Source organism: Actinoalloteichus sp. GBA129-24 (genome assembly GCF_001941645.1).
GTDB classification, from domain to species: domain Bacteria; phylum Actinomycetota; class Actinomycetes; order Mycobacteriales; family Pseudonocardiaceae; genus Actinoalloteichus_A; species Actinoalloteichus_A fjordicus.
In genome coordinates, this window is sequence record NZ_CP016077.1 from 6,468,950 (window position 1) to 6,488,744 (window position 19,795).

The following is a 19,795-nucleotide window of genomic DNA, read 5'->3' on the forward strand; positions in this document are numbered from 1 at the left end:
CGTCGGGGGTGAGCTGGAAGCATGAGCGGGCGACACCGCTGGAACGGCTACACGCACCAGGAACTGTACGAGAAGATCAATGTGGGGCCGGGGCCGTCGGCTTCGGAGGCGTCAGCGGACCGCTGGCTGGCCGTCGCGCGCGCATTGACCGTGATCAGCGCCGATGTGCAGCGCGCCATCGCCAAGTCCGGCCCTCGTTGGACGGGAGCGGCGGCCGACGGCACCAGGGCGGGTCTGCAACCGCTGGGCCAGTGGGCGATCGAGGCACGCGGCAGCGCCGAGACGATGCGGGCGGCCGCGGAACGGCAGGCGGAGAACATCAGCAAGGCGCGGGCGGACATGCCCGCACCGGTCGCGGCTCCGACCGGGCAGCCGACCGAAGCGAGCGGGCTGTCCGCGTTGTTCAGCGGCCAGATCGACTTCGAGATCCGGGAGGCGCTCAGCGAGGCTGCCGAGGAACGGGCGTTCGAGGTGATGACCAACTACGAGATCAGCACCGCGGGCATCACCGGCTCGCTCACGCCGTTCACCAGACCGCCGGACGTCGTGATCGCCCCGCAGGAGATCGTGCGCGGCGACGGCGCCTACATCCCCTCGGCACGTTCCGGCACGTCCACACCGACCGGCCGAGGCACCCCTGCCACTCGGCGGGCGCCGACGAGCACCCGTGCGCCCGGTGGGCGGGCACCTGCGAGCAGGACGCCCGCGTCCGGTGCGGGATCGGAACGGCGTGCCGTGACGCGCAACGGTCCGGTGACCGCGCCTAGGTCAGGTCACGTCGGAGCGCCCGCCCAGCACGGCGCGGCCCCGCAGGGCACGCCGTCGGGCGCAGGCTCGGCCTCCCCGCAGCAGTCGGCGCCCCGTGCCGCCCTCGTCTCGCCGACCTCGGTGTCGCTCGGCGGACCGACGGCGTCCATCGCCCCGTCGGCCGTCGTCCCGACCGGCTGGCAGGCAGGCGCAGGCGTCGCGGTGATTCCACAGGCGCGAGTGGACGATGAGCCGCCCTCGCCGAACGGCCACCCCGTCGTCGAGGCCCAGCACAGATACCTGGAGTCCACTGGAGACATGTTCGGCGAAAGCTTCCTGGTCAGCCCGCCGGTCCTCGGCGCAGGACCGGCGTGACCGAAGTGGATCACGATCAGACTCCAGCGTCGATCGATCTGACGGCGCTGGAGTTCGACGTGCTGTGGGAACACCTGCGGCCGGGTCGGATGCCGCTGGCCGTCAAGGTCCCCTCCCCCGGCCGGACGCACGAGGAGCGGACCAGACTGGCGATGGGGGTCTGGTCCTCGCTGGCCGAGCGCGCGCTGGGCAGACCGGGAGCGCTGGACGAAGCGCTGGTCGCACTGATCACCGCGCTGGGCAGACCCGATGTCGAATTGGACGGCAGGCTCTGGCTGGGCGGCCGCGAGATCCGGGTGATCGCGGCGATCTCCGGGGAGACCGGCGTGCGGGCCGTCCTCGACGGCGGGACGCTGAGCCTGACACCGGTCGTCCGAACAGGACTGACCAGGGCCGTGCTCGACGTGCTGCCCGCCCGACCGCCCGGTCTCGGCAGCTCGGTCACCCTGCGCAGCGTCGATCTCGATCACGCGGCCCGCGCGGCGGGACACGACCCGGACGCGCTGACTCGCCTGCTGACCGGAACGGACCTGCGGGCGTCCGATGCCCAGACGCTGGGGAACATGGTGCGCACCGCAGGGGATCGCGGCCAGTTCGGCTCGGCGGCCCGCAACGCGTGGGGGCGACGGCTGCGTGCACCCAGGGTGGTGGCCTTCTTCGACACACCGAGCGGCCGGTACCTCCAGTCACGCCGCGAGGCGCCCGACGGCACCGAGTGGAGCACCGTGGCACCTGCGGGCATCCGCATGCTTCATCACCAGGTCGAGGAACTGCTCACCGAGCCGGTCGAACAGCCTGCGGAGTTCCCGCTCTTCGTCTCCTGAAGACCCCGGACTCGGCACAGCACGGGCCGCTGCGAGTCACCGGGCAGGCGATCTCCGGCTGCCTGCGGCCCTCATCCGCTCCGCCTGCCAGGCCGCGATCCGCCCGGCATTGCTCAGGTCGGTTCCTGGATCTCCGGTCTCGCCTCCGGCGCTGCGGAGCGCCGCGCGTCGGCGGCCTGGTCGTCGGGCTGGCTCTGCGAGTCTCGTTCCGCGTCGACCCGGGCGGTGTAGATCCGAACCTCCTCGGCCACCCTCGCGTCGTCCCAACCGAGCACCTCGCCCATCAGCCGTGCCACCGACTCGGCGCACTCGATCCCGCGATGCGGGTACTCGATAGAGATCCTCGTCCGCCGAGTGAGCACGTCCTCCAGGTGCAGCGCGCCCTCGTGCCCGGCGGCGTAGACCACCTCGACCTGGAGATAGTCCGGCGCTGAGGGAATCGGCCGCAGCAACTCCGGGCGGCCCTTGGCCTGCGCCAACACCTGGTGGATCAGCGAGCCGTAGCGATCGAGCAGGTGACGCACCCGATACGGGTGCAGGCCGTGTCGAGCGGCGAGCTGGTCGGCCTGGTTCACCAGGGCGTGGTAGCCGTCGGCCCCCAGCAGCGGGACCTTGTCGGTGATCGACGGGGCGCTGCGACCGGGCAGGTCGACCGCCACGGCGTCGACCGCATCGGCCGCCATCACACGATAGGTGGTGTACTTGCCGCCTGCGATGGCGACCAGACCGGGCGCGACGCGGGCCACGGCGTGCTCTCGCGAGAGCTTCGAGGTGTCCTCGCTCTCCCCCGTGAGCAGCGGACGAAGCCCGGCGTAGACGCCTTCGATGTCCTCGGGCACCAGCGGCGTCGCCAGCACCCGGTTCACGTGTTCGAGGATGTAGTCGATGTCGTTCTTGGTCGCCGCCGGGTGCGCGAGGTCGAGATTCCACTCGGTGTCGGTGGTGCCGATGATCCAGTGGTTGCGCCAGGGGATGACGAAAAGCACGGACTTCTCGGTCCGCAGGATCAGCCCTGCCTCGGCCACGATGCGGTCGCGCGGGACGACGATGTGCACGCCCTTGCTGGCCTTGACCCGGAACCGACCCCGGCTGCCCGAGAGCTGCTGAAGCTCGTCGGTCCACACCCCGGTGGCGTTGACGACCACCTGCGCGGTCACGTCGACCTCATCGCCGGTCTCCACGTCGCGCACGCGCACCCCGGAGACCCGGTCCGCCTCGCGGAGGAAGCCCACCACCTGCGTCGACGTTCGTACCACCGCGCCGTAGTGCGCCGCAGTCCTGGCGACGGTCATCGTGTGCCGTGCGTCGTCGGCCTGGCTGTCGAAGTACCGGATGCCGCCGATCAAGGCGTTGCGCTTGAGCGCGGGGAACAGCCGCAGCGCTCCCGCCCTGGTCAGGTGCTTCTGACCAGGCACGGAGCGGGCGCCGCCCATCGTGTCGTAGAGGAGCAGTCCGGCGGCGGTGTAGGGACGTTCCCAGAGCCGGTGGCTCAACGGGTACAGGAACGGCACCGGCTTGACGAGGTGGGGGGCGAGCCTGGTCAGCATCAGCTCGCGCTCGCGCAGCGCCTCGCGGACGAGGCCGAATTCAAGCTGTTCAAGGTATCGGAGGCCGCCGTGGAAGAGCTTGCTCGACCGGCTCGAGGTACCCGACGCCAGATCACGAGCCTCGACCAGCGCGACGCGCATGCCCCTGGTCGCCGCGTCGAGCGCGACGCCCGCGCCGGTCACACCACCGCCGACCACCACGACGTCGAAAGAGTCCGACCCGAGCCGGGACCAGTTTCGACGTCGTTCGGCGGGCGTGAGCGCCCCCGCCTCCATCGCGGCCTGCGCCTCCGCCGCGGCGAGTCTGCTGCTCTCGGCCGCAGGCCTCTGGTCGAACTGCTTCGCCACCGGGCTCGCCTCCCTGATCACGGGCCGTGCCTTCACGCCTGCGTCGTCTCGGTCGCGCTGATCATCTCGACGTCGCGGCCACCACGCTACCCGTCGGTAGGCCCCGGCGGTGGACGGCGGACGAAGCGACGTCGTCAAGCACACCATGCGCCGCAATTCTTCGCAGGACGCGGCTGTTCGACCGTAGACAACGTCGTTACGGGCCAGTAGCGTCCGCGATCATTCCAGGTTGCCGCACCGTTGCTCGCCTGGCCTGCCCAGCGACCGCAGGTGTGTCGACCCATACTGACGGCCATAGTCGGGGAGGCCAGCGCGATGGGTTTTGCGGAGATCTTCGTCTGGGAGATGCTCGGCACGGCCACTCTCATCCTGTTGGGTGCGGGTGTCGTGGCGAACGTCAATCTGAGGAGAACACTGGGGTTCGGGGGCGGATGGCTCCTGATCGCCTTCGGCTGGGGCTTCGCCGTGTTCGTCGGTGCGAGCGTCGCCGATCCGAGCGGCGGGCACATCAACCCGGCGGTCACCCTCGGGCAGGCCATCGCGGGAAACACCTCGTGGAGCGCACTGCCCGCATACTGGTCGGCGCAGTTCGTCGGCGCGTTCATCGGCGCCGTCCTGTGCTGGCTCGCCTACAAGCTTCAGTTCGACACCCATGACAAGCCCCAGGACACCCTCGGGATCTTCGCGACCGGCCCGACCGTGGACAACAAGGTCTGGAACACCGTCACCGAGGTCATCGCCACGTTCGTCCTGCTGCTCTGGATTCTGCTGAGCCCGGCAGCGTCGGAGGGCCCGGACGGCACGGTGTTCGGCAACGCCGCGCTCGGCTACGCCGGGGTGGCCTTCCTCGTGGTCGCCATCGGCTCGTCGCTCGGCGGTCCGACGGGATACGCCATCAACCCGGCTCGTGACCTGGGACCTCGGATCGCCTACGCGGTGCTGCCGATCAAGGGCAAAGGCACCCCGAACTGGGGGTACTCGTGGGTTCCGGTGGTCGGCCCGCTGATCGGCGCCGCGCTCGCGGCGCTGACCTACCTGGCACTGCCGATCTGACCAGCGCGCGACGGCAACACTGACAGACTGACGACGTAGCAGAGAGGCGAGCATCGTCATGGCGAAGTACGTGGCCGCGATCGACCAGGGCACCACCTCCACCCGGTGCATGATCTTCGATCACGCGGGCCGGGTGGTCGCGGTGGATCAGCGCGAGCACGAGCAGATCTTTCCCAAGGCGGGCTGGGTCGAGCACGACCCGGAGGAGATCTGGCGCAACACCCGTCAGGTGTGCGCGGGGGCGCTCGCCAACGGAGACCTCGTCGAGGCCGACATCGCGGCGGTGGGCATCACCAACCAGCGTGAGACCACCGTGGTCTGGGACCGCAAGACCGGGAAGCCGGTCTACAACGCGATCGTCTGGCAGGACACGAGAACCAACCGGATCATCGAGCAGCTCGGCGCCCTCGGCGGCGGCCAGGAGCGCTACCGCTCGGTGACCGGACTGCCGTTGGCGACGTACTTCGCGGGTCCGAAGGTCAAGTGGATCCTCGACAACGTCGAGGGGGCCAGGGCACGCGCCGAGGCCGGTGATCTGCTGCTGGGCACGATGGACACCTGGGTGCTCTGGAACGCCACCGGCGGTGTCGACGGCGGGCTGCACCTCACCGATGTCACCAACGCCTCGCGCACGCTGCTGATGAACCTGGACACGCTCTCCTGGGACCCCGAGATCGCCGCCGAGATGGGCATCCCGCTCTCGATGCTGCCGGAGATCCGCTCGTCCTCGGAGGTCTACGGCCAGATCCGGGAGCGCGGCGCACTGGCCGGGCTGCCCATCGCGGGCATCCTCGGCGACCAGCAGGCCGCCACCTTCGGGCAGGCCTGTCTGAGCCCCGGCGAGGCGAAGAACACCTACGGCACCGGCAACTTCCTGCTGCTCAACACCGGTACCGAGAAGGTGATGAGCCAGAACGGGCTGCTCACCACCGTCTGCTACAAGATCGGCGACGCCGACACCGTCTACGCGTTGGAAGGCTCCATCGCCGTGACCGGCTCGCTGGTCCAGTGGCTGCGAGACAACCTCGGGATGATCGGCTCCGCCGCCGAGATCGAACGGCTGGCAGGCGGGGTGGAGGACAACGGCGGCGCCTACTTCGTCCCGGCGTTCTCCGGGCTGTTCGCGCCGTACTGGCGGTCCGACGCCAGAGGGGCGATCGTCGGGCTCACGCGGTTCGTCAACAAGGGGCACCTGGCCAGGGCCGTGCTGGAGGCGACGGCGTTCCAGTCCCGCGAGGTGATCGATGCGATGAACGCCGACTCCGGCGTGGCGCTCACCTCGCTGAAGGTCGACGGCGGCATGGTCGTCAACGAGCTGCTGATGCAGTTCCAGGCCGACATCCTGGGCGTCCCGGTCATCCGGCCGGTGGTCAACGAGACCACCGCGCTCGGCGCCGCCTATGCGGCGGGGCTCGCCGTCGGCTTCTGGGGAAGCGAGGACGACATCCGCCAGAACTGGGCCCAGGACAAGCAGTGGGACCCCGAGCTGGACGCGGAGAGCAGGGAGAAGCACTACAAGAGCTGGAAGAAGGCCGTCACCAAGACCTTCGACTGGGTCGACGAGGAGGACTAGAGCGAACTCGTCGCCGACGGTCCGCCGCGGCCGTCGGCGACGGGGCTCGTCGACTTCGACACGGTGGGCCGATCAGCATTCGCGCGGGCAGGTCCGGCGTCAGTCCAGGTCGTCGTGGCGCATGAGCTGTCGGCCCGCCTCGGTGATCGACCCGGTCAACGAGGGATACACCGAGAAGGTCTCCGCGAGGTGGTCGACCGTCAACTGGCTCTGCACGGCCAGAGCGATCGGCAGGATGAGTTCGCTGGCATTGCGCGCCACCACGACGCCGCCGATCACCACTCCGGTCGCCGGGCGGCAGTACAGCTTCACGAAGCCCCAGCGCAGGCCCTCCATCTTCGCGCGCGGGTTCGTCGCCAGCGGCAGGGTGATCTTGCGCGCCGGGACCTCTCCCGAGTCGATCCGCTGATGGCTGATGCCGACCGTGGCGATCTCCGGGTTGGTGAAGACGTTCGAGGCGACGGTCTTGAGCTTGATCGGGTTCACGGCCTCGCCGAGGGCGTGGTACATCGCGATCCGGCCCTGCATGGCGGCCACCGAGGCCAGCAGCAGGACGCCCGTGCAGTCACCCGCCGCGTACACCCCCGGCGCCGAGGTCCGGGAGACCCGGTCGACCGGGATGTGACCAGAAGAGTTCGGCGTGATCCCGATCCGCTCCAGGCCGAGGTCGGCGGTGTTGGGCACCGAGCCGACGGTGAGCAGCGCATGGCTGCCCTCGACCGTGCGGCCGTCCTGGAGCCGGACGAGCACGCCGTTCGCGGTGCGCTGCACCGACTCGGCCCTGGCGTGCTTGACCACCGCTGTTCCGCGATCCGCGAAGACCTCCTCCAGCACGGCGGCGGCGTCGGCGTCCTCGTGCGGCAGCACGCGGTCCCGACTGGAGACCATGGTGACCTTGACACCCATCTCGGTGTAGGCCGAGGCGAACTCCACGCCGGTGACCCCGGAGCCGATCACCACCAGGTGTTCCGGCAGTTCGGGGAGGTCGTAGATCTGCCGCCAGTCCAGGATGCGCTCGCCGTCGGGCTCGGCACCGGGCAGGATTCTCGGGTTCGCTCCGGTCGAGATCAGCACCACGTCGGCCTCCAGGACCATCGTGCTGCCGTCCGGCTGGTCCACCACGATGCGGTGCGCGGCCAGGCCGGTGACCACGTCGTCGAACCGGGCACGACCCGAGATCAGCCGGATGTTCTCGCGCCGCATCCGCGCCCGGAGGTCTGCGGACTGCGCCAGGGCAAGGCCCTTCACCCGACCGTGTACAACTGGGAGGTCGACGCCGACCTCGCCCCGCACGGTGTCGATGCCGAGCTGGCCCGCGCTGCGGGCCGTGCTGCGGGCCGACGCCGAGGCGATGAAGGTCTTGGACGGCACGCAGTCGTACAGCACGCACGCGCCGCCGATGTTGTCCTGCTCGATGACCGTGACCTCGGCGCCATGCGGCGCCGCGACCAGCGCTGCCTCGTATCCCGCCGGGCCTCCACCCATGATCACGATGCGCGTCAACGGTCCTCCAACCGACGGGATGGTCCAGGAGTAAAGACCAGCACACCGTATCCGGGCGTCCCCATTCGGACGAGCACGGCCGGCCTACTCCGACCGGATGAGGAGCCGATGGTCAACCTCAGCGGTCCGATGCTCGTTCTGGAGCTAGGCTGTCTCCCGTGCCGCTCTACGCCGCGTACGGATCGAACATGGATCCGTGCCAGATGATGGAGCGAGCCCCGCACTCGCCGATGGCGGGCACCGGATGGCTCGCGGGATGGCGACTGACCTTCGGCGGGGAAGACCTCGGCTGGGAAGGGGCCCTGGCGACCATCGTCGAGGACCCGGACTCGCAGGTCTTCGTCGTCCTCTATGACGTCAGCGCCGAGGACGAGAAGCAGCTCGATCGCTGGGAGGGGTCGGAGCTGTGGATGCACCGCAAGGTGAGACTCCGGGTGGACACCCTGGAGCGGTCGACGCTGGCGTGGTTCTACGTGCTGGACGCCTATGAGGGCGGGCTGCCCTCGGCGCGATACCTCGGGGTCATCGCCGACGCGGCGGAGGCGGCGGGCGCACCCACCGAGTACCCGACCGAGCTGCGCAAGCGACCCTGCACCGGCATCGGTCCCTGAGTCGATCGCCCTGCCCGGCGACCCGATGTCGGTCTCGACCGAGACGTGTCGTCGTGGCACGGCGGGCCCTGCCGTCGGTGCCCATGGCGCGTGCTGAGCATCGTCGACTGCGACGGAGCCTGCGCCGCGCCGATGTCCCGTGCGACGTATCCCCGTCACCGATCGGGATTCCTCGACCGGCCACCGGCGGCCAGGTTCGTGTCCGCCGGTGGCGGCGAACCGGTCGCCGACTCGACGCCGCAGGCGTGGCGGGACTGTCTCGCGACGCGGCAGGCGTGGCGGCTCCTCCGACGGACAGCGCACCAGAACGAGCCGAGACGCCACCGACCTCGGCCGGTGCCAGCCGGTGCGTGCGGCCGAGAGCCGCGAAGACAGGCTTGAGCGGGCCGGACACCGCACAAGCGCGATCGAGCGCCGACGACGTCGACAGTCGATCGACCGGCCCGACGCCCACGACTGGACACTCAGGACGAGGCCTGCGGCGCCCCTGCCGATCGGACGCCGCGACGAGGCCGGAACGAAGGCAGGCCCCGTCGACTGCGGTCGGACTCCCGACGCGCGGACTCCCGGTGTTTCGGGCTCCCCGCCGACGGCAGGGCGATACGCCCGGAATGCGGCGGACCCCGTGGAGACACCTCGACGGGCCGACGGCGCCAGGCGCCACCCGGCGACACGCGAGGCCGAGACCGGGCGCACCCGGCCGGGTCGTCCCGGCCGGGGCGGCGTGCTTCAGAGCTGGCCGTCCTCGGCGCCCGCCAGGACGAACAGGTCCTCGACGTGGCGGTTCAGGATGCGGCGAGCCGCCTCGCCCTCCACGGCCACCAGCCAGAGGCGTTCCCAGACCCGGACGTAGAGGGCCAGCTCGTCCGGATCGGTGATCTTCAGCTCGCCGGTCACCGTCTCGACCATCGCGGTCTCGTCGACGATCCAGAAACCGTGTAAAGGCACGAGGGGAAGACGTCGATTCAGCGGAATCAGACCGAGGCGCAGATCGGGCGTGCCGATCGCGGCGACCAGTCGATGAAGCTGCCCGGCCATCACGTCCCGGGAGGCGACCGGGTGGACCAGCGCGGATTCGGCGATGAGGATCTCGATGCGCTTGCCGGGCTCGTAGAGCACCTGCTGCCTGCGCATCCGAGCCCGGACGGCCGCCTCGATGTCGTCCGGACCGCCGTGCAGCTCCAGGCTGGTCTGTAAAACCTGCCGCGCGTAGTCGGCCGTCTGCACCAGACCGGGGATGACGTTCAATTCCATCGCCAGGATGCGATGTGCCCGCCGGTCGCGGTCGATCGGCTCCTCCTGCCGGACCAGGTGGCCGGAGCGAACCTGGTTCCGCCAGCTCAGGTACTCCTCCTGAAGCTCGGCGAGATCCTCGACGAAGCCCGCTCGGCTCGCCTCGTCGAGCGAGACGGCCTCCAGCCAGGCAGCCAGATCCTCCTGGGTCGCGGTCTGGCGACCTCTCTCGATCTTGCTGACCTTCGACACTGCGGACCAGCCGCAGGCCAGCGCCAGCTCCTTACCGGTCAGGCCCGCCTGCTCCCGCAGCAGACGCAGGCGTTCTCCGAGTTCCTCACGACGTTCCTCGAAGCTGCTGCCCACACTTCTCATCGCCTCTGGTCAACTGATCGTCATATGCTCGCTGAGCGGAACGGCGTGGCTCCAGGCACGGAGCCGATGCGCACGGTACTGCTCGACCCTGGCGACGTCGGTCGTCACCTCGATGCCGGTCAGCGTGCCCGCTCCGAAGTGCATCAGTGCCAAGACCGCGTCGTCGAACAACCAGAAATCCTGTGCGGGCAGCCGCAGTCCTCGCGCCCGCTGAGCCGCGAGGACACGGATGTCCTCACCCGCCGCCTCGTTGTCCGGCGCCACCGCCATCTCGAAGCGCTGGTAGTCGGTCGGCGGATACGCCACGACGCGCACGCGTGCGAAGCTTCGGCCCTGTCGGGTCGACGCCGTGACCGACCGCAGCCACTCGGTCATCCAGGAACGATCCTCGCCGAGTTCGCCTGCGAGGAACCGTCGGTACGGCTCCGCCTCCGAGACCTCGCGGTACTCGGCCTGCGTTTCGAACCGCCAGGCAGATCGCGTGAAGCGGGCGAACAGCCTGGCGAGTTCAGCTCCGTCTAGGAGACGGCGCACGGTACTTCCTTCGAGGCGAATCCCAGCAACTCCGTCGGAATCTCGACTGCTCCCTCGTTGATCGGCAGGCCGCGTTCCCGCAAGACGCGCAGCGCCTCCGGGTCGACGACCCTGGTGCCCTGGACGACGTAGGTTCCGCGGTCGGTCAGGTACAGGTTCGGACAGTTTCCGGTCGTGGACGTGGTGCCCAGGAACGTCAACTCCACGATGACATCCTCCAAGTCGTGCAGGTTCTCATCGTATTCTCGCAGGCTTCCCCGGTTTGATCATCATTCTTCCGCACATGTTCGTCCGAACGAGTGACGGCTTCGAGCATGTTCTCGAATTTTCTTGCCATTTTCTCACTCGATTGGGGAAACTACCTACACAGAAGAAGGTGCCGCGATCGAGGGAACGGCCATGCTGAACCTGTCATCGACCTTGGTGTCACTGAGTGCCGCGCTGCTCATGGGCGGTCCGCTGGTGATCTTGAGCCTCTTCGCGCACCGCACTGCGACGCATCGGTCTCCCCGGCAGTCCGCCCCGGAACCGCCTCGCTGCGAGCCGACCCGGGCAGTCCGCCTCGGGACTTCGGCGTTCTCCACTCCGAGACGATCGCCCACCGCGAGCAGGAGCAGGAATGAACGGCATCGGCGCCCTCGATCAACGGCCCACCGGGCCTCGGCTTCTGCTCGTCCGCTATCTGCCGGGCCTCGTCGGTGAGACCGCGCGCCTGGTGCACGTCTGTCCCGCGCCGCAGACGGTCGAGAGCATCCCCGACGTGCTCACCGCCTACTGCTCGGAGCGATTCGAGCGCGAGGACGTGGAGCTGTTGGAGGGCATGAGCGGAATGCCGTGTACCTGGTGCCTGCTCCGGTCGCCGTGAGGACCGGGCGGTCGCCGAGCCGCCGCAGCGGCCGGGCGACCCCTACGACGCCGCCCCTGTCTGTCGTGACCCCGACCCGTCAGGCAGGGGCGGTACCCACTTCCGCCGCACCGGCGCCGCCGGCCTCGGCCGTCAGCGAGGCCAAGGCCGTGTGCGTCAGCACCCGGATGCCGGTCAGCAGCGCACGCTCGTCCAGGTCGAAGGAAGGCTGATGGAGATCACGCTGTCTGCCGGTCCCCGACCACACCCCGAGTCTGGCGAAGGCGCCGGGCACCTGCTCCAGGTACCAGCCGAAGTCCTCGCCGCCGGAGGACTGCTCGGTGTCCACGACGGCGTTCTCGCCGAGGGCCGCCGTGACGCCCGCCTGGATCAACGCCGTGCTCGCAGGCTCGTTCACCAGCGGCGGCACGCCGCGTTGATGCCACAGCTCGTAGGAGACGCCGGTCGGGGCCAGCAGCGCGGCCACCAGCTCCTTGATGAGCGGCTCGAGCTTGGCCCACGTCTCCCGGTCCCCGGTCCGCAGCGTGCCGCGCAGGACGCCGTCCTGCGGGATCGCGTTGGGCGCCTCGCCCGCATGCACCGCACCCCAGACCAGCACCGTCGAGGAACGCGGGTCGACCCGCCGGGACAGCAGCGTTGGCAGCCCGGTGATCACCGTGCCCATCGCGTGGACGAGGTCCCCGGTGAGGTGGGGGCGCGAGGTGTGCCCGCCCGGCGAGGTGAACCTGATCTCCATCAGATCACTGGCTGAGGTGATGGGTCCCACCCGCGTGCCCACCCTGCCGACCTCGAGGCGCGGATCGCAGTGCAGACCGAACACCCGGTCGACGCCGTCGAGACCGCCTGCGGCGATCACGTCCAGCGCACCGCGCATGACCTCCTCGGCGGGCTGGAAGAGCAGTCGGACCCGGCCGGGCAGCGACGGCGCGGCGGCCAGGGCCAGCGCCGTGCCCAGCAGTACGGTGGCGTGCGCGTCATGCCCGCAGGCGTGCGTGACGCCCGGCACGGTGGAGGCGTAGAGCGCCCCGGTCGACTCCGTCAGCGGCAGCGCGTCGATGTCCCCGCGCAGTGCCACGCAGCCGGGTCCCGAGCCGACGTCGCAGATCAGCCCCGTTCCACCGGGAAGCACCCTCGGCCGCAGACCTGCGGCGGTGAGCTGCTCGGACAGGTAGGCGGTGGTGCCGTACTCCTGGAGCGACAGCTCCGGGTGGGCGTGGAGATGCCTGCGCCACCGGAGGACGTCGGAGCCGTGCTCGGCGAGCCAGGCGTCCAGCCAGGACGGCCCGTGACCCGCGCCGATGTCCTCCACTCCCGCCATGGTCGGGGCTGCCACTCCCGCCGGGGCGGAAGGTACTGAGGTGACATCGCCGAGTAGCGCCTTGGCGCCGCTCACCCCTGCAGGCAGGGCAGAGGCGAACTCGGGGTCCGAGTCGACGTCGGTATGGATCTGAGTGTCGTAGCGCGAGTCCAACACGGTCATGCCGCACCTCCTGTCGCGGCGGACTTTCCACTAGTGGCGAGCCTGCGAGCCGCGCCCGCAAGTAATTCGGCCCGCAATCCCTCGTTCGTGGCGGCGGAGACCACCGTCCACGCCATGGCCGTGGCACCGTCGAGGACGGCGCGATCGGCCGATTCGGTGCTGCACGCCGCCGCGAACTCCGGCTGGTGTGGCACCGCGTCACCGCAGTCGATCGAGATCGTGGGATGGATTCCCGGGATCAGGCGGGTGACGTTACCCATGTCGGTGCTGCCGACGACCCTGCTCGCCTCTTCATCCCGACCATCGGGAGTACGACCGAGTTTCACGATCGCCTCGCGGTAGGCCTCCACGAGGCGGGGCTCGGCACGCAGCTCGGCGTAGTCCGGGGAGATCGCGGCGGCCTCCCAGTCGGCACCGGTGGCGACGGCTCCCGCTTCGAGACAACACCGGATCCGGTGTTCGAGTCGACGGAGCGAGTCGATCTCGGCAGCGCGTAGGTTGAACATCGCCGAGGTGTGCGCGGGCACGATGTTGGGCGCGGCCCCGCCATGAGTCACGATACCGTGCACCTGCTGGCCCGGTTCGAAGTGCTGTCGCGCCAGCCCGATGGCCACCTGCGCGACGGTCAGCGCGTCGGCGGCGTTCACTCCCAGCTCAGGGGCGGCTGCGGCGTGTGACGCCCGCCCCCGGTAATGCACTTCGAGGTCGGCGATCGCCTTCGATCGAGGCTCGCACATCTCGTACGGCGAGGGGTGCACCATCATCGCCATCGCGGCGCCGTCGAAGACACCCCGTTCGAGCAGCAGGACCTTTCCGCCGCCCACCTCCTCGGCGGGCGTGCCGATCAGCCGTACGGTGATGCCCAGTTCGTCCGCGACGGCGCTCAACGCCAGGGCCGCCCCGACCGAGGCGGCGGCGATGATGTTGTGTCCGCACGCGTGGCCGATCTCGGGAAGCGCGTCGTACTCGGCGCAGACGGCGACGACCAGCTCTCCCCCGCCCGCCGTGCCGACCATCGCGGTGTCGAGTCCGCCGACGCCCCGCTCCACCTCGAAGCCGTGGTCCGCGACCAGCTCGGCGACGGCAGCCATGCTCTGATGCTCGGCGAAGGCGAGCTCGGGATGGGCGTGAATCCGATGGGAGAGGTCGATCAGCTCCTCGGCATGCCGTACGACCGTCTCAGCGCAGATGTCCCGGAGCGAGGGCTCGCGATCGGGTGTCATGCCAACCCATCTTGCCCCATCACCGCCCTCGTATCGCCCGAACGGAGGTACCCATACCGACCGACGGTGGGATTCCTGCGGCAGGTGGGGCTGATGATACTGCTGGGACGAAGTCTCGCGACGTCACGACCGACCGAGCACGGGTCGCCCCGAGGCGGCTCCCAGCGCAGGGGACGGCGTGGTGCGGGTGGTGCTTCGGCGACCACGACCGGCCGCTGCCGGCAGGCATGGAGGACAGGCGCCGGGCTCGGCAGGCGACCACGGCCGGTGGAGAACCGGATCTTCGCGACCGGCGGGGCGAATCTACCTCGACGAAGGACAGAACCGGGACGGGGCGTCCCCCGTGCTCACCACGAGCACCGGGGACGCCCCGTCCGTCTGCCGCCGCCCACGCTGCGGCCGGACCTTCTAGTCGGTGGAGTTCGACTCAGAAGCGCAGGTCGGTCAGGTACTGATAGCCCACCCGCGCCGTCTCCAACGGATCGGTCGGGTTGTCGTGCTCGACCACGTACTCCCGGACCCCGGTGAGCCAGGTCTTGCGGAAGATCTTCCCGAAGTCCACCGTCCCGGTTCCGAGGTCGGCCCACGTGCCGTCCTCGGCACGGTCCTTGACGTGGAACTGCTTCACGCGACCGAAGTTCTTCCACACGAACGCGCTGGGGTCGACCTCGGCGTCGATCACCCAGAACAGGTCCAGCTCGAGGTAGACGTTCCAGGACCGGGCCTGCCGGGTGATGATGTCGATCGGCCGCTGCCTGCCCTGCACCGGCTCGAACTCGTGGGCGTGATTGTGGTAACCGAACTGGAGGCCCGCCCGCCTGGCCTGCTCCCCGGCGTCGTCGAGCTGCCTGGCGAAGTCCCGCCACTCCTGCGCGGTCTCGAAGTCCGCGTACGGCACGGCCAGGTACTGCTGGCCGAGAATGCGCGCGTCCTCCAGCGTCTTGCCGAAGTCACCGTCGATCCCCGAGTGGCTGGAGGTCGCCCGCAGGCCGAAGCGGTCGAGCAGCGCCCGGAACTCGGTCGCCGTGCGGCCGTAGGTGCCTGCCAGCTCCACCTTGCGGTAGCCGATGGCCGCCAGTTCCCGCAGGGTGCCCTCGGTGTCCTCCTCTAACAGCGACCGCAGCGTGTAGAGCTGGATGCTGATGGCGTCCTTGGGCACTCGGAGCCGCCCCAGCGCCGCCGTGCTCGCGGACGCGGCGTCGGCCGTCGTGCTCGCCGCAGCGGTGCCGCCCAGTGCGACCGCGGCGCCGAGGCCGAGCGCGGCACCCGCCGCGCCTCGGAGCATCGACCGTCTGGTGAACGAACCGTCGTGTGTCATCGTTGACCTTCCCTCATCACGATCCCCCGACCCCCGGGTCTGTGGTGTGTTCAGCTCTTGGAGCTGAACGCGGCGTCGAAGGCGGCGTTCGGCTTGTCGAAGAGCAGCCCCTTGATGAAGCCGACCGCCTCGGCGGCGCCGCGAAGCCGGTCCATGCCCGCGTCCTCCCACTCCACCGAGATCGGTCCCTGGTAGCCGATGTGGTTGAGGGCGCGGAAGGACTCCTCCCAGTTCACGTCGCCGTGACCGGTGGAGACGAAGTCCCAGCCCCGGCGGGCATGCGCCCAGGCCAGGTGAGAGCCGAGCCTGCCGTTGCGACCGTCGAACCGCTTCTTCGTGTCCTTGCAGTCCACGTGGTAGATGCGGTCCGCGAAGTCGAGGATGAAGCCCACGGGGTCCAGGTCCTGCCACACGAAGTGCGAGGGGTCCCAGTTCAGGCCGAAGGCCGGTCGCCTGCCGATCGCCTCCAGCGTGCGCTCGGTAGTCCAGTAGTCGTAGGCGATCTCCGAGGGATGGACCTCGTGGGCGAAGCGGACGCCGACCTCGTCGAAGACGTCGAGGATCGGGTTCCACCGGTCGGCGAAGTCCTGGTAGCCGTCGTCGATGACCTCCTGCGACACCGGCGGAAACATCGCGACGTACTTCCAGATCTTCGATCCGGTGAAGCCGACGACCGTGTCCACGCCGAGCTTCGCCGCCGCCCGCGCCGTGTCGGCCATCTCGGCGGCGGCCCGCTGCCGGACGCCTTCCGGCTCGCCGTCGCCCCAGATCCTGGCGGGCAGGATGTTCTGATGGCGGTGGTCGATCGGGTCGTCGCACACGGCCTGGCCGACGAGGTGGTTCGAAATCGTCCAGACCTTCAGGCCGTGCCGGGCCAGGATGTCGAGTCTGCCCTGGACGTAGTCGTCCTCCGCGAGGGCACGATCCACCTCGAAGTGGTCGCCGGAGCAGGCGATCTCCAGGCCGTCGTATCCCCATTCGGACGCGAGTCGACAGACCTCCTCGAACGGGAGGTCGGCCCACTGTCCGGTGAACAGCGTGATGGGTCGGGTCATCGCGGATTCCCTTCGGTGTGTCGTCACCAGGTGTCGGTTGTGTCGGGTGTGGTGGGGCGGCGGGCCTCCCGCCGGGCGCTCAGCCGCCGCGCGCCTTCTTCCTGATCCGTCGGCCGTAGAAGACGAGGGCGAACAGTGCCGCGGCGACGAGCAGGGCGATCACCTGTCCGCCCGCCTCACCGCTGAACAGCGAGCCGTCGCTCCCGGTCCCGTCGCCGGGCGCCGAGGTCTCCGTTGCGGGCGCCGTCGTGTCTTCAGCGCCCGAGGCGTGCAGCACCGGCGTGCCTGCGACGGGAGATGCCGCAGGTCCTGCGGGCGTCGCCGATCCGACGGCGGCCGTCGCGACACCGACCGGGATTAACATGAGCAGCAGCCACAGGGCGGCGGCCAGCAGGGATCGAGGCGCTGTGCGCATCGCGTCCTCCTGTCTTCGAGTCCAAGCAGGGCATCTCGACACACCGAATGAGAGATCCGACGGTGTCGAGTCTGCCCGGCCCCACGGCTCATGGTCATCCGACTTCGGGTTTGATCTGCGAGCTGTCGACGAGCGGTCAGGACACCTGCCCGTCCAGCCCCTGCAGCCGCAGCAGCAGATCGCGGACGTCCGTCGCGGCCAGCCGCCCGTCTCGTTCCACCTGCTGCGGGACCTGCTGGTCCGAGCAGAGCAGCACCGGACCGTCCTGTGGGGAGTCCGGAAGTCGCCCATGCGATCCGCGTACCGGCGACGGGTCGAGCGGAACCACGTTCATCGCGTACCGCAGGCCGACCTTCTTGCGTACCAGGTTCGTCGCCGCCTTGGCCTTGACCATCGGGTCCGCCGGGTCGAAGAACAGCTCCGCCGGGTCGTAGCCGGGCTTGCGGTGGATCTCGACGCCCTTGGCGAAGTCGGGCGCGGAGGCATCGTCCAGCCAGTAGTAGTAGGTGAACCAGGCACGCGGCTCGGCCACCGCGACGAGTTCCCCGGCGCGCTCGTGGTCGATGCCGTAGCGGGCCTGCTGTTCCCGGTCGAGGACCTCGTCGACGCCGGGCAGTCCCGCGACGATGTCCCGCACCCTGGGCAGGTCGGCCGGGTCGGCGACGTAGACGTGGGCGACCTGGTGGTCGGCCACGGCGAAGGCCCTGGAGGCCCAGGGGTCGAGGTACTCCATGCCCGCCTGGCGGTAGACCTCCAGCAGTCCCTCGCGACGCAGCGCGCGGTTGACGTCCACCGGCTGGTCCGCCGAGGTGATGCCGTACTCGCTCAACGCCACGACGGAGGCCTGCTGCCTGCGCGCCTCCAGCAGCAGCGGCGCCAGCTCGGCGTCCACGGCGCGGGCGGCGGCGATTGCCTGCGGCGAGTCGGGTCCGAACCGCTGAAGGTCGTAGTCGAGGTGCGGCACGTAGACCATCAACAGCTCGGGCCGGTGTCGTTCCAGGACGCGGGTCGCCGCCTGGGCGATCCATCGACTGGAGGCGATCGACGCCGTCGGGCCCCAATACTGGAAGAGCGGGAACTCGCCGAGCTCGGTGGTGAGCTCGTCGTGGAGCGTCACGGGGCGCGTGTAGCAGTCGGGCGACTTGCGGCCGTCGGCGTGGTAGATCGGCCGGGGCGTGACCAGCATGTCCGTGGAGGCGCCCATCGCGTACCACCAGCAGATGTTGGCGGCCCGATAGCCGGGGTGGGCCGCGCGGGCGGTCTCCCACACCTTCTCGCCCTGGACCAGCCGATTGTGCTGCCGCCACAGGTAGACCTCGCCGAGGTCCCGGAAGTACCAGCCGTTGCCGACGATGCCGTGCTGCGCGGGCATCCGGCCCGTGAGGAACGTCGACTGGACGCTGCAGGTGACTGCGGGCAGCACGGTGCCGAGTTCGGCCTGCCAGCCCGTCTTGCCGAGCGCGGCCAGGTTGGGCATGTGCGCCAGCAGCCGGGGGGTCATCCCGACCACGTCGAGCAGCACCAGTGGCTTCATCCTCGTACCTCCTCCACGTCGCTGATCAGGTTCTCGGCCGCCCAGGTGAGCTCGGCGGCGATGCCGTCGACGAGTTCCGCGTCGGAGCGTGGCGTCGTCTCCGTCGTCTCGGCCGCCGCCTGACTGGTGCCTGCTCTGGGCAGCACGCTCCAGGTGTAGGTCTCCACCTCCACGTGCGGCCGGAACTCCTGAGCGTGTCGCAGTGCCGTCACCGCCTCCCGCAGCACCCAGGTCGTCGAGCGCAGCGGCGCGACGGGCTGGGCGTGCAGCGGGACGTGGAAGTGCACCCGCCACGGCCCGAGACCGGGCAGTTCGCTCGCCGCCTGCGGCAGGTCGTCGACGGCGCGGATCTGCTGGTCCGAACCGAGTTCTCGCACCTGATGCAGGTAACGCGGCTCGTCGAAGTGGGCCAGCGCCGCCTTGGTCGCGGGGCTCTGGGGACGGTCGACCTGGAGGGCGGCCGAGGCCTGCACCTTCACCACCTCGAGTCCGGCCGCCTTGATCGAGGCGATGGTCTCGGTCGGGTCGGCGAAGGACACCGCGAGATGACAGGTGTCCAGGCAGAGCCCGATGTAGGCCGGGTCGACGCGACCGGACAGCCAGCCCACGGCGTCGGCGACCGTGTCCAGCACGCAGCCAGGCTCCGGTTCGACGGCCAGTCGGATCGGGCGGCCGATCCGACGATGCAGCTCGCGCAGGCCCAGGGTCAGCTCGTCGATGGCGCCCAGCGCGAGCATCTCGTCGGCGATGCTCCACGGCAGGCGCCAGCCCAGCGGCAGCGTGGAGATGCTGCCGTGGTCGGCGTCGGCGGGCAGCAGATCGGCGAGGACGGTCGCACAGTCCAGCGTGTACTTGAGTCGGGAACGCTCCGTCCACCTCGGCTGATAGACCGCGTGCTTCACCACCTGCTGGTGGAAACCGCCGTAGGGGAAGGCGTTGAGGGTGTGCACCTCCAGGCCCCTGGCCCGCAGTTCCGAGGCGAGCCTGGCGCGCGCGTCGGCGTCCTCGGCCAGACCGGCGGCCACGTCGGCGGCCAGCCACAGTCCGACGCCGAGCCGATCGGCGCCCAGCCTGCGGCGCACCGGCTCGGCGTAGTCGTCGAGCTGGGCGAGGATGCCCGACAGGTCCTCCGCCGGGTGCACGTTGGTGCAGTAGGAGAGCGTCATCTCGCACCGCCTGAAT

The 19,795-nt window shown here is 69.9% G+C and carries 18 protein-coding genes; 6 read left to right on the forward strand and 12 right to left on the reverse strand.

From position 1 onward, the window contains the following. Nucleotides 1-21 precede the first annotated feature (21 nt). Both UA75_RS27735 and UA75_RS27740 read left to right on the forward strand, forming a co-directional pair. Nucleotides 22-1,122 carry a PPE domain-containing protein gene (locus UA75_RS27735; protein WP_075742747.1) on the forward strand — a complete coding sequence of 367 codons (1,101 nt, stop codon included), beginning with the start codon at nt 22-24 and terminating at the stop codon, nt 1,120-1,122. Further along, nucleotides 1,119-1,946, forward strand: a complete 828-nt coding sequence (locus UA75_RS27740; protein ID WP_232237497.1) for an ESX secretion-associated protein EspG — start codon at nt 1,119-1,121, stop codon at nt 1,944-1,946. Before UA75_RS27735 ends, UA75_RS27740 begins: the two co-directional genes overlap by 4 nt. Before the next feature lie 113 nt (nt 1,947-2,059). Here UA75_RS27740 and glpD read toward each other — a convergent pair whose 3' ends face one another. Beyond that, the gene (gene glpD / locus UA75_RS27745) at nt 2,060-3,769 is read right to left on the reverse strand and encodes a glycerol-3-phosphate dehydrogenase (protein WP_075744295.1); all 1,710 of its coding nucleotides are present in this window, start codon (nt 3,767-3,769) and stop codon (nt 2,060-2,062) included. A gap of 387 nt (nt 3,770-4,156) precedes the next feature. Here glpD and UA75_RS27750 point away from each other — a divergent pair, with 387 nt between their 5' ends. Further along, nucleotides 4,157-4,894, forward strand: a complete 738-nt coding sequence (locus UA75_RS27750; RefSeq protein WP_075742748.1) for an MIP/aquaporin family protein — start codon at nt 4,157-4,159, stop codon at nt 4,892-4,894. A 58-nt stretch (nt 4,895-4,952) separates the two neighbouring features. Next, on the forward strand, nt 4,953-6,467 hold the full coding sequence (gene glpK / locus UA75_RS27755) for a glycerol kinase GlpK (RefSeq protein ID WP_075742749.1): 1,515 nt from the start codon (nt 4,953-4,955) through the stop codon (nt 6,465-6,467). A gap of 99 nt (nt 6,468-6,566) precedes the next feature. On the opposite strand, the gene UA75_RS27760 is transcribed toward glpK, so the two are convergent. Continuing rightward, nucleotides 6,567-7,970, reverse strand: coding sequence for an NAD(P)H-quinone dehydrogenase (locus UA75_RS27760; RefSeq protein ID WP_075742750.1), 1,404 nt, complete (start codon nt 7,968-7,970; stop codon nt 6,567-6,569). 158 nt (nt 7,971-8,128) lie between these two features. Here UA75_RS27760 and UA75_RS27765 point away from each other — a divergent pair, with 158 nt between their 5' ends. Continuing rightward, nucleotides 8,129-8,581 (forward strand): gamma-glutamylcyclotransferase, encoded by a 453-nt coding sequence (locus UA75_RS27765; RefSeq protein ID WP_075742751.1) that lies wholly within the window; start codon nt 8,129-8,131, stop codon nt 8,579-8,581. 729 nt (nt 8,582-9,310) lie between these two features. Here UA75_RS27765 and UA75_RS27770 read toward each other — a convergent pair. The 3 genes from UA75_RS27770 to UA75_RS27780 are packed head-to-tail and all read right to left on the reverse strand — an operon-like array spanning nt 9,311 to nt 10,929. Next, complete coding sequence (locus UA75_RS27770) at nt 9,311-10,189, reverse strand: helix-turn-helix domain-containing protein (protein ID WP_075742752.1); 879 nt, start codon at nt 10,187-10,189, stop codon at nt 9,311-9,313. Between the two features lie 9 nt (nt 10,190-10,198). Further along, nucleotides 10,199-10,723, reverse strand: coding sequence for a DUF6879 family protein (locus UA75_RS27775; RefSeq protein WP_075742753.1), 525 nt, complete (start codon nt 10,721-10,723; stop codon nt 10,199-10,201). Then, nucleotides 10,708-10,929 (reverse strand): hypothetical protein, encoded by a 222-nt coding sequence (locus tag UA75_RS27780; RefSeq protein WP_075744296.1) that lies wholly within the window; start codon nt 10,927-10,929, stop codon nt 10,708-10,710. Before UA75_RS27780 ends, UA75_RS27775 begins: the two co-directional genes overlap by 16 nt. Before the next feature lie 413 nt (nt 10,930-11,342). On the opposite strand from UA75_RS27780, the gene UA75_RS27785 reads away from it, so the two are divergent. Beyond that, nucleotides 11,343-11,588, forward strand: coding sequence for a hypothetical protein (locus tag UA75_RS27785; RefSeq protein WP_075742754.1), 246 nt, complete (start codon nt 11,343-11,345; stop codon nt 11,586-11,588). Between the two features lie 79 nt (nt 11,589-11,667). Here UA75_RS27785 and UA75_RS27790 read toward each other — a convergent pair whose 3' ends face one another. The 7 genes from UA75_RS27790 to eboE all read right to left on the reverse strand — a co-directional run bounded on the left by UA75_RS27790 (nt 11,668) and on the right by eboE (nt 19,779). Further along, on the reverse strand, nt 11,668-13,068 hold the full coding sequence (locus UA75_RS27790) for an amidohydrolase (protein ID WP_083683690.1): 1,401 nt from the start codon (nt 13,066-13,068) through the stop codon (nt 11,668-11,670). Next, entirely contained in the window at nt 13,065-14,291 is a 1,227-nt protein-coding gene (locus tag UA75_RS27795) for a M20 family metallopeptidase (RefSeq protein WP_075742755.1), read from the reverse strand. Before UA75_RS27795 ends, UA75_RS27790 begins: the two co-directional genes overlap by 4 nt. A gap of 427 nt (nt 14,292-14,718) precedes the next feature. After that, entirely contained in the window at nt 14,719-15,609 is an 891-nt protein-coding gene (locus UA75_RS27800) for a sugar phosphate isomerase/epimerase family protein (RefSeq protein WP_075742756.1), read from the reverse strand. A gap of 50 nt (nt 15,610-15,659) precedes the next feature. Further along, nucleotides 15,660-16,664, reverse strand: coding sequence for a sugar phosphate isomerase/epimerase family protein (locus UA75_RS27805; RefSeq protein ID WP_075742757.1), 1,005 nt, complete (start codon nt 16,662-16,664; stop codon nt 15,660-15,662). A gap of 79 nt (nt 16,665-16,743) precedes the next feature. Beyond that, entirely contained in the window at nt 16,744-17,079 is a 336-nt protein-coding gene (locus UA75_RS27810; RefSeq protein WP_075742758.1) for a hypothetical protein, read from the reverse strand. A gap of 136 nt (nt 17,080-17,215) precedes the next feature. After that, nucleotides 17,216-18,613, reverse strand: a complete 1,398-nt coding sequence (locus UA75_RS27815; protein WP_075742759.1) for an alkaline phosphatase family protein — start codon at nt 18,611-18,613, stop codon at nt 17,216-17,218. Continuing rightward, on the reverse strand, nt 18,610-19,779 hold the full coding sequence (gene eboE / locus UA75_RS27820; RefSeq protein ID WP_075742760.1) for a metabolite traffic protein EboE: 1,170 nt from the start codon (nt 19,777-19,779) through the stop codon (nt 18,610-18,612). The genes UA75_RS27815 and eboE overlap by 4 nt, the downstream gene beginning before the upstream one ends. Nucleotides 19,780-19,795: the final 16 nt, after the last annotated feature.

Bases quoted from the DNA above. Each gene is read 5' to 3' on its own strand.
- UA75_RS27795 (WP_075742755.1), bottom strand. From the start codon at position 14,291: ATGACACCCGATCGCGAGCCCTCGCTCCGGGACATCTGCGCTGAGACG.
- UA75_RS27800 (WP_075742756.1), bottom strand. From the start codon at position 15,609: ATGACACACGACGGTTCGTTCACCAGACGGTCGATGCTCCGAGGCGCG.
- glpK (WP_075742749.1), top strand. From the start codon at position 4,953: ATGGCGAAGTACGTGGCCGCGATCGACCAGGGCACCACCTCCACCCGG.
- UA75_RS27805 (WP_075742757.1), bottom strand. From the start codon at position 16,664: ATGACCCGACCCATCACGCTGTTCACCGGACAGTGGGCCGACCTCCCG.
- UA75_RS27750 (WP_075742748.1), top strand. From the start codon at position 4,157: ATGGGTTTTGCGGAGATCTTCGTCTGGGAGATGCTCGGCACGGCCACT.
- UA75_RS27770 (WP_075742752.1), bottom strand. From the start codon at position 10,189: ATGAGAAGTGTGGGCAGCAGCTTCGAGGAACGTCGTGAGGAACTCGGA.
- UA75_RS27790 (WP_083683690.1), bottom strand. From the start codon at position 13,068: ATGACCGTGTTGGACTCGCGCTACGACACTCAGATCCATACCGACGTC.
- UA75_RS27785 (WP_075742754.1), top strand. From the start codon at position 11,343: ATGAACGGCATCGGCGCCCTCGATCAACGGCCCACCGGGCCTCGGCTT.
- eboE (WP_075742760.1), bottom strand. From the start codon at position 19,779: ATGACGCTCTCCTACTGCACCAACGTGCACCCGGCGGAGGACCTGTCG.
- glpD (WP_075744295.1), bottom strand. From the start codon at position 3,769: ATGGAGGCGGGGGCGCTCACGCCCGCCGAACGACGTCGAAACTGGTCC.
- UA75_RS27735 (WP_075742747.1), top strand. From the start codon at position 22: ATGAGCGGGCGACACCGCTGGAACGGCTACACGCACCAGGAACTGTAC.
- UA75_RS27815 (WP_075742759.1), bottom strand. From the start codon at position 18,613: ATGAAGCCACTGGTGCTGCTCGACGTGGTCGGGATGACCCCCCGGCTG.
- UA75_RS27810 (WP_075742758.1), bottom strand. From the start codon at position 17,079: ATGCGCACAGCGCCTCGATCCCTGCTGGCCGCCGCCCTGTGGCTGCTG.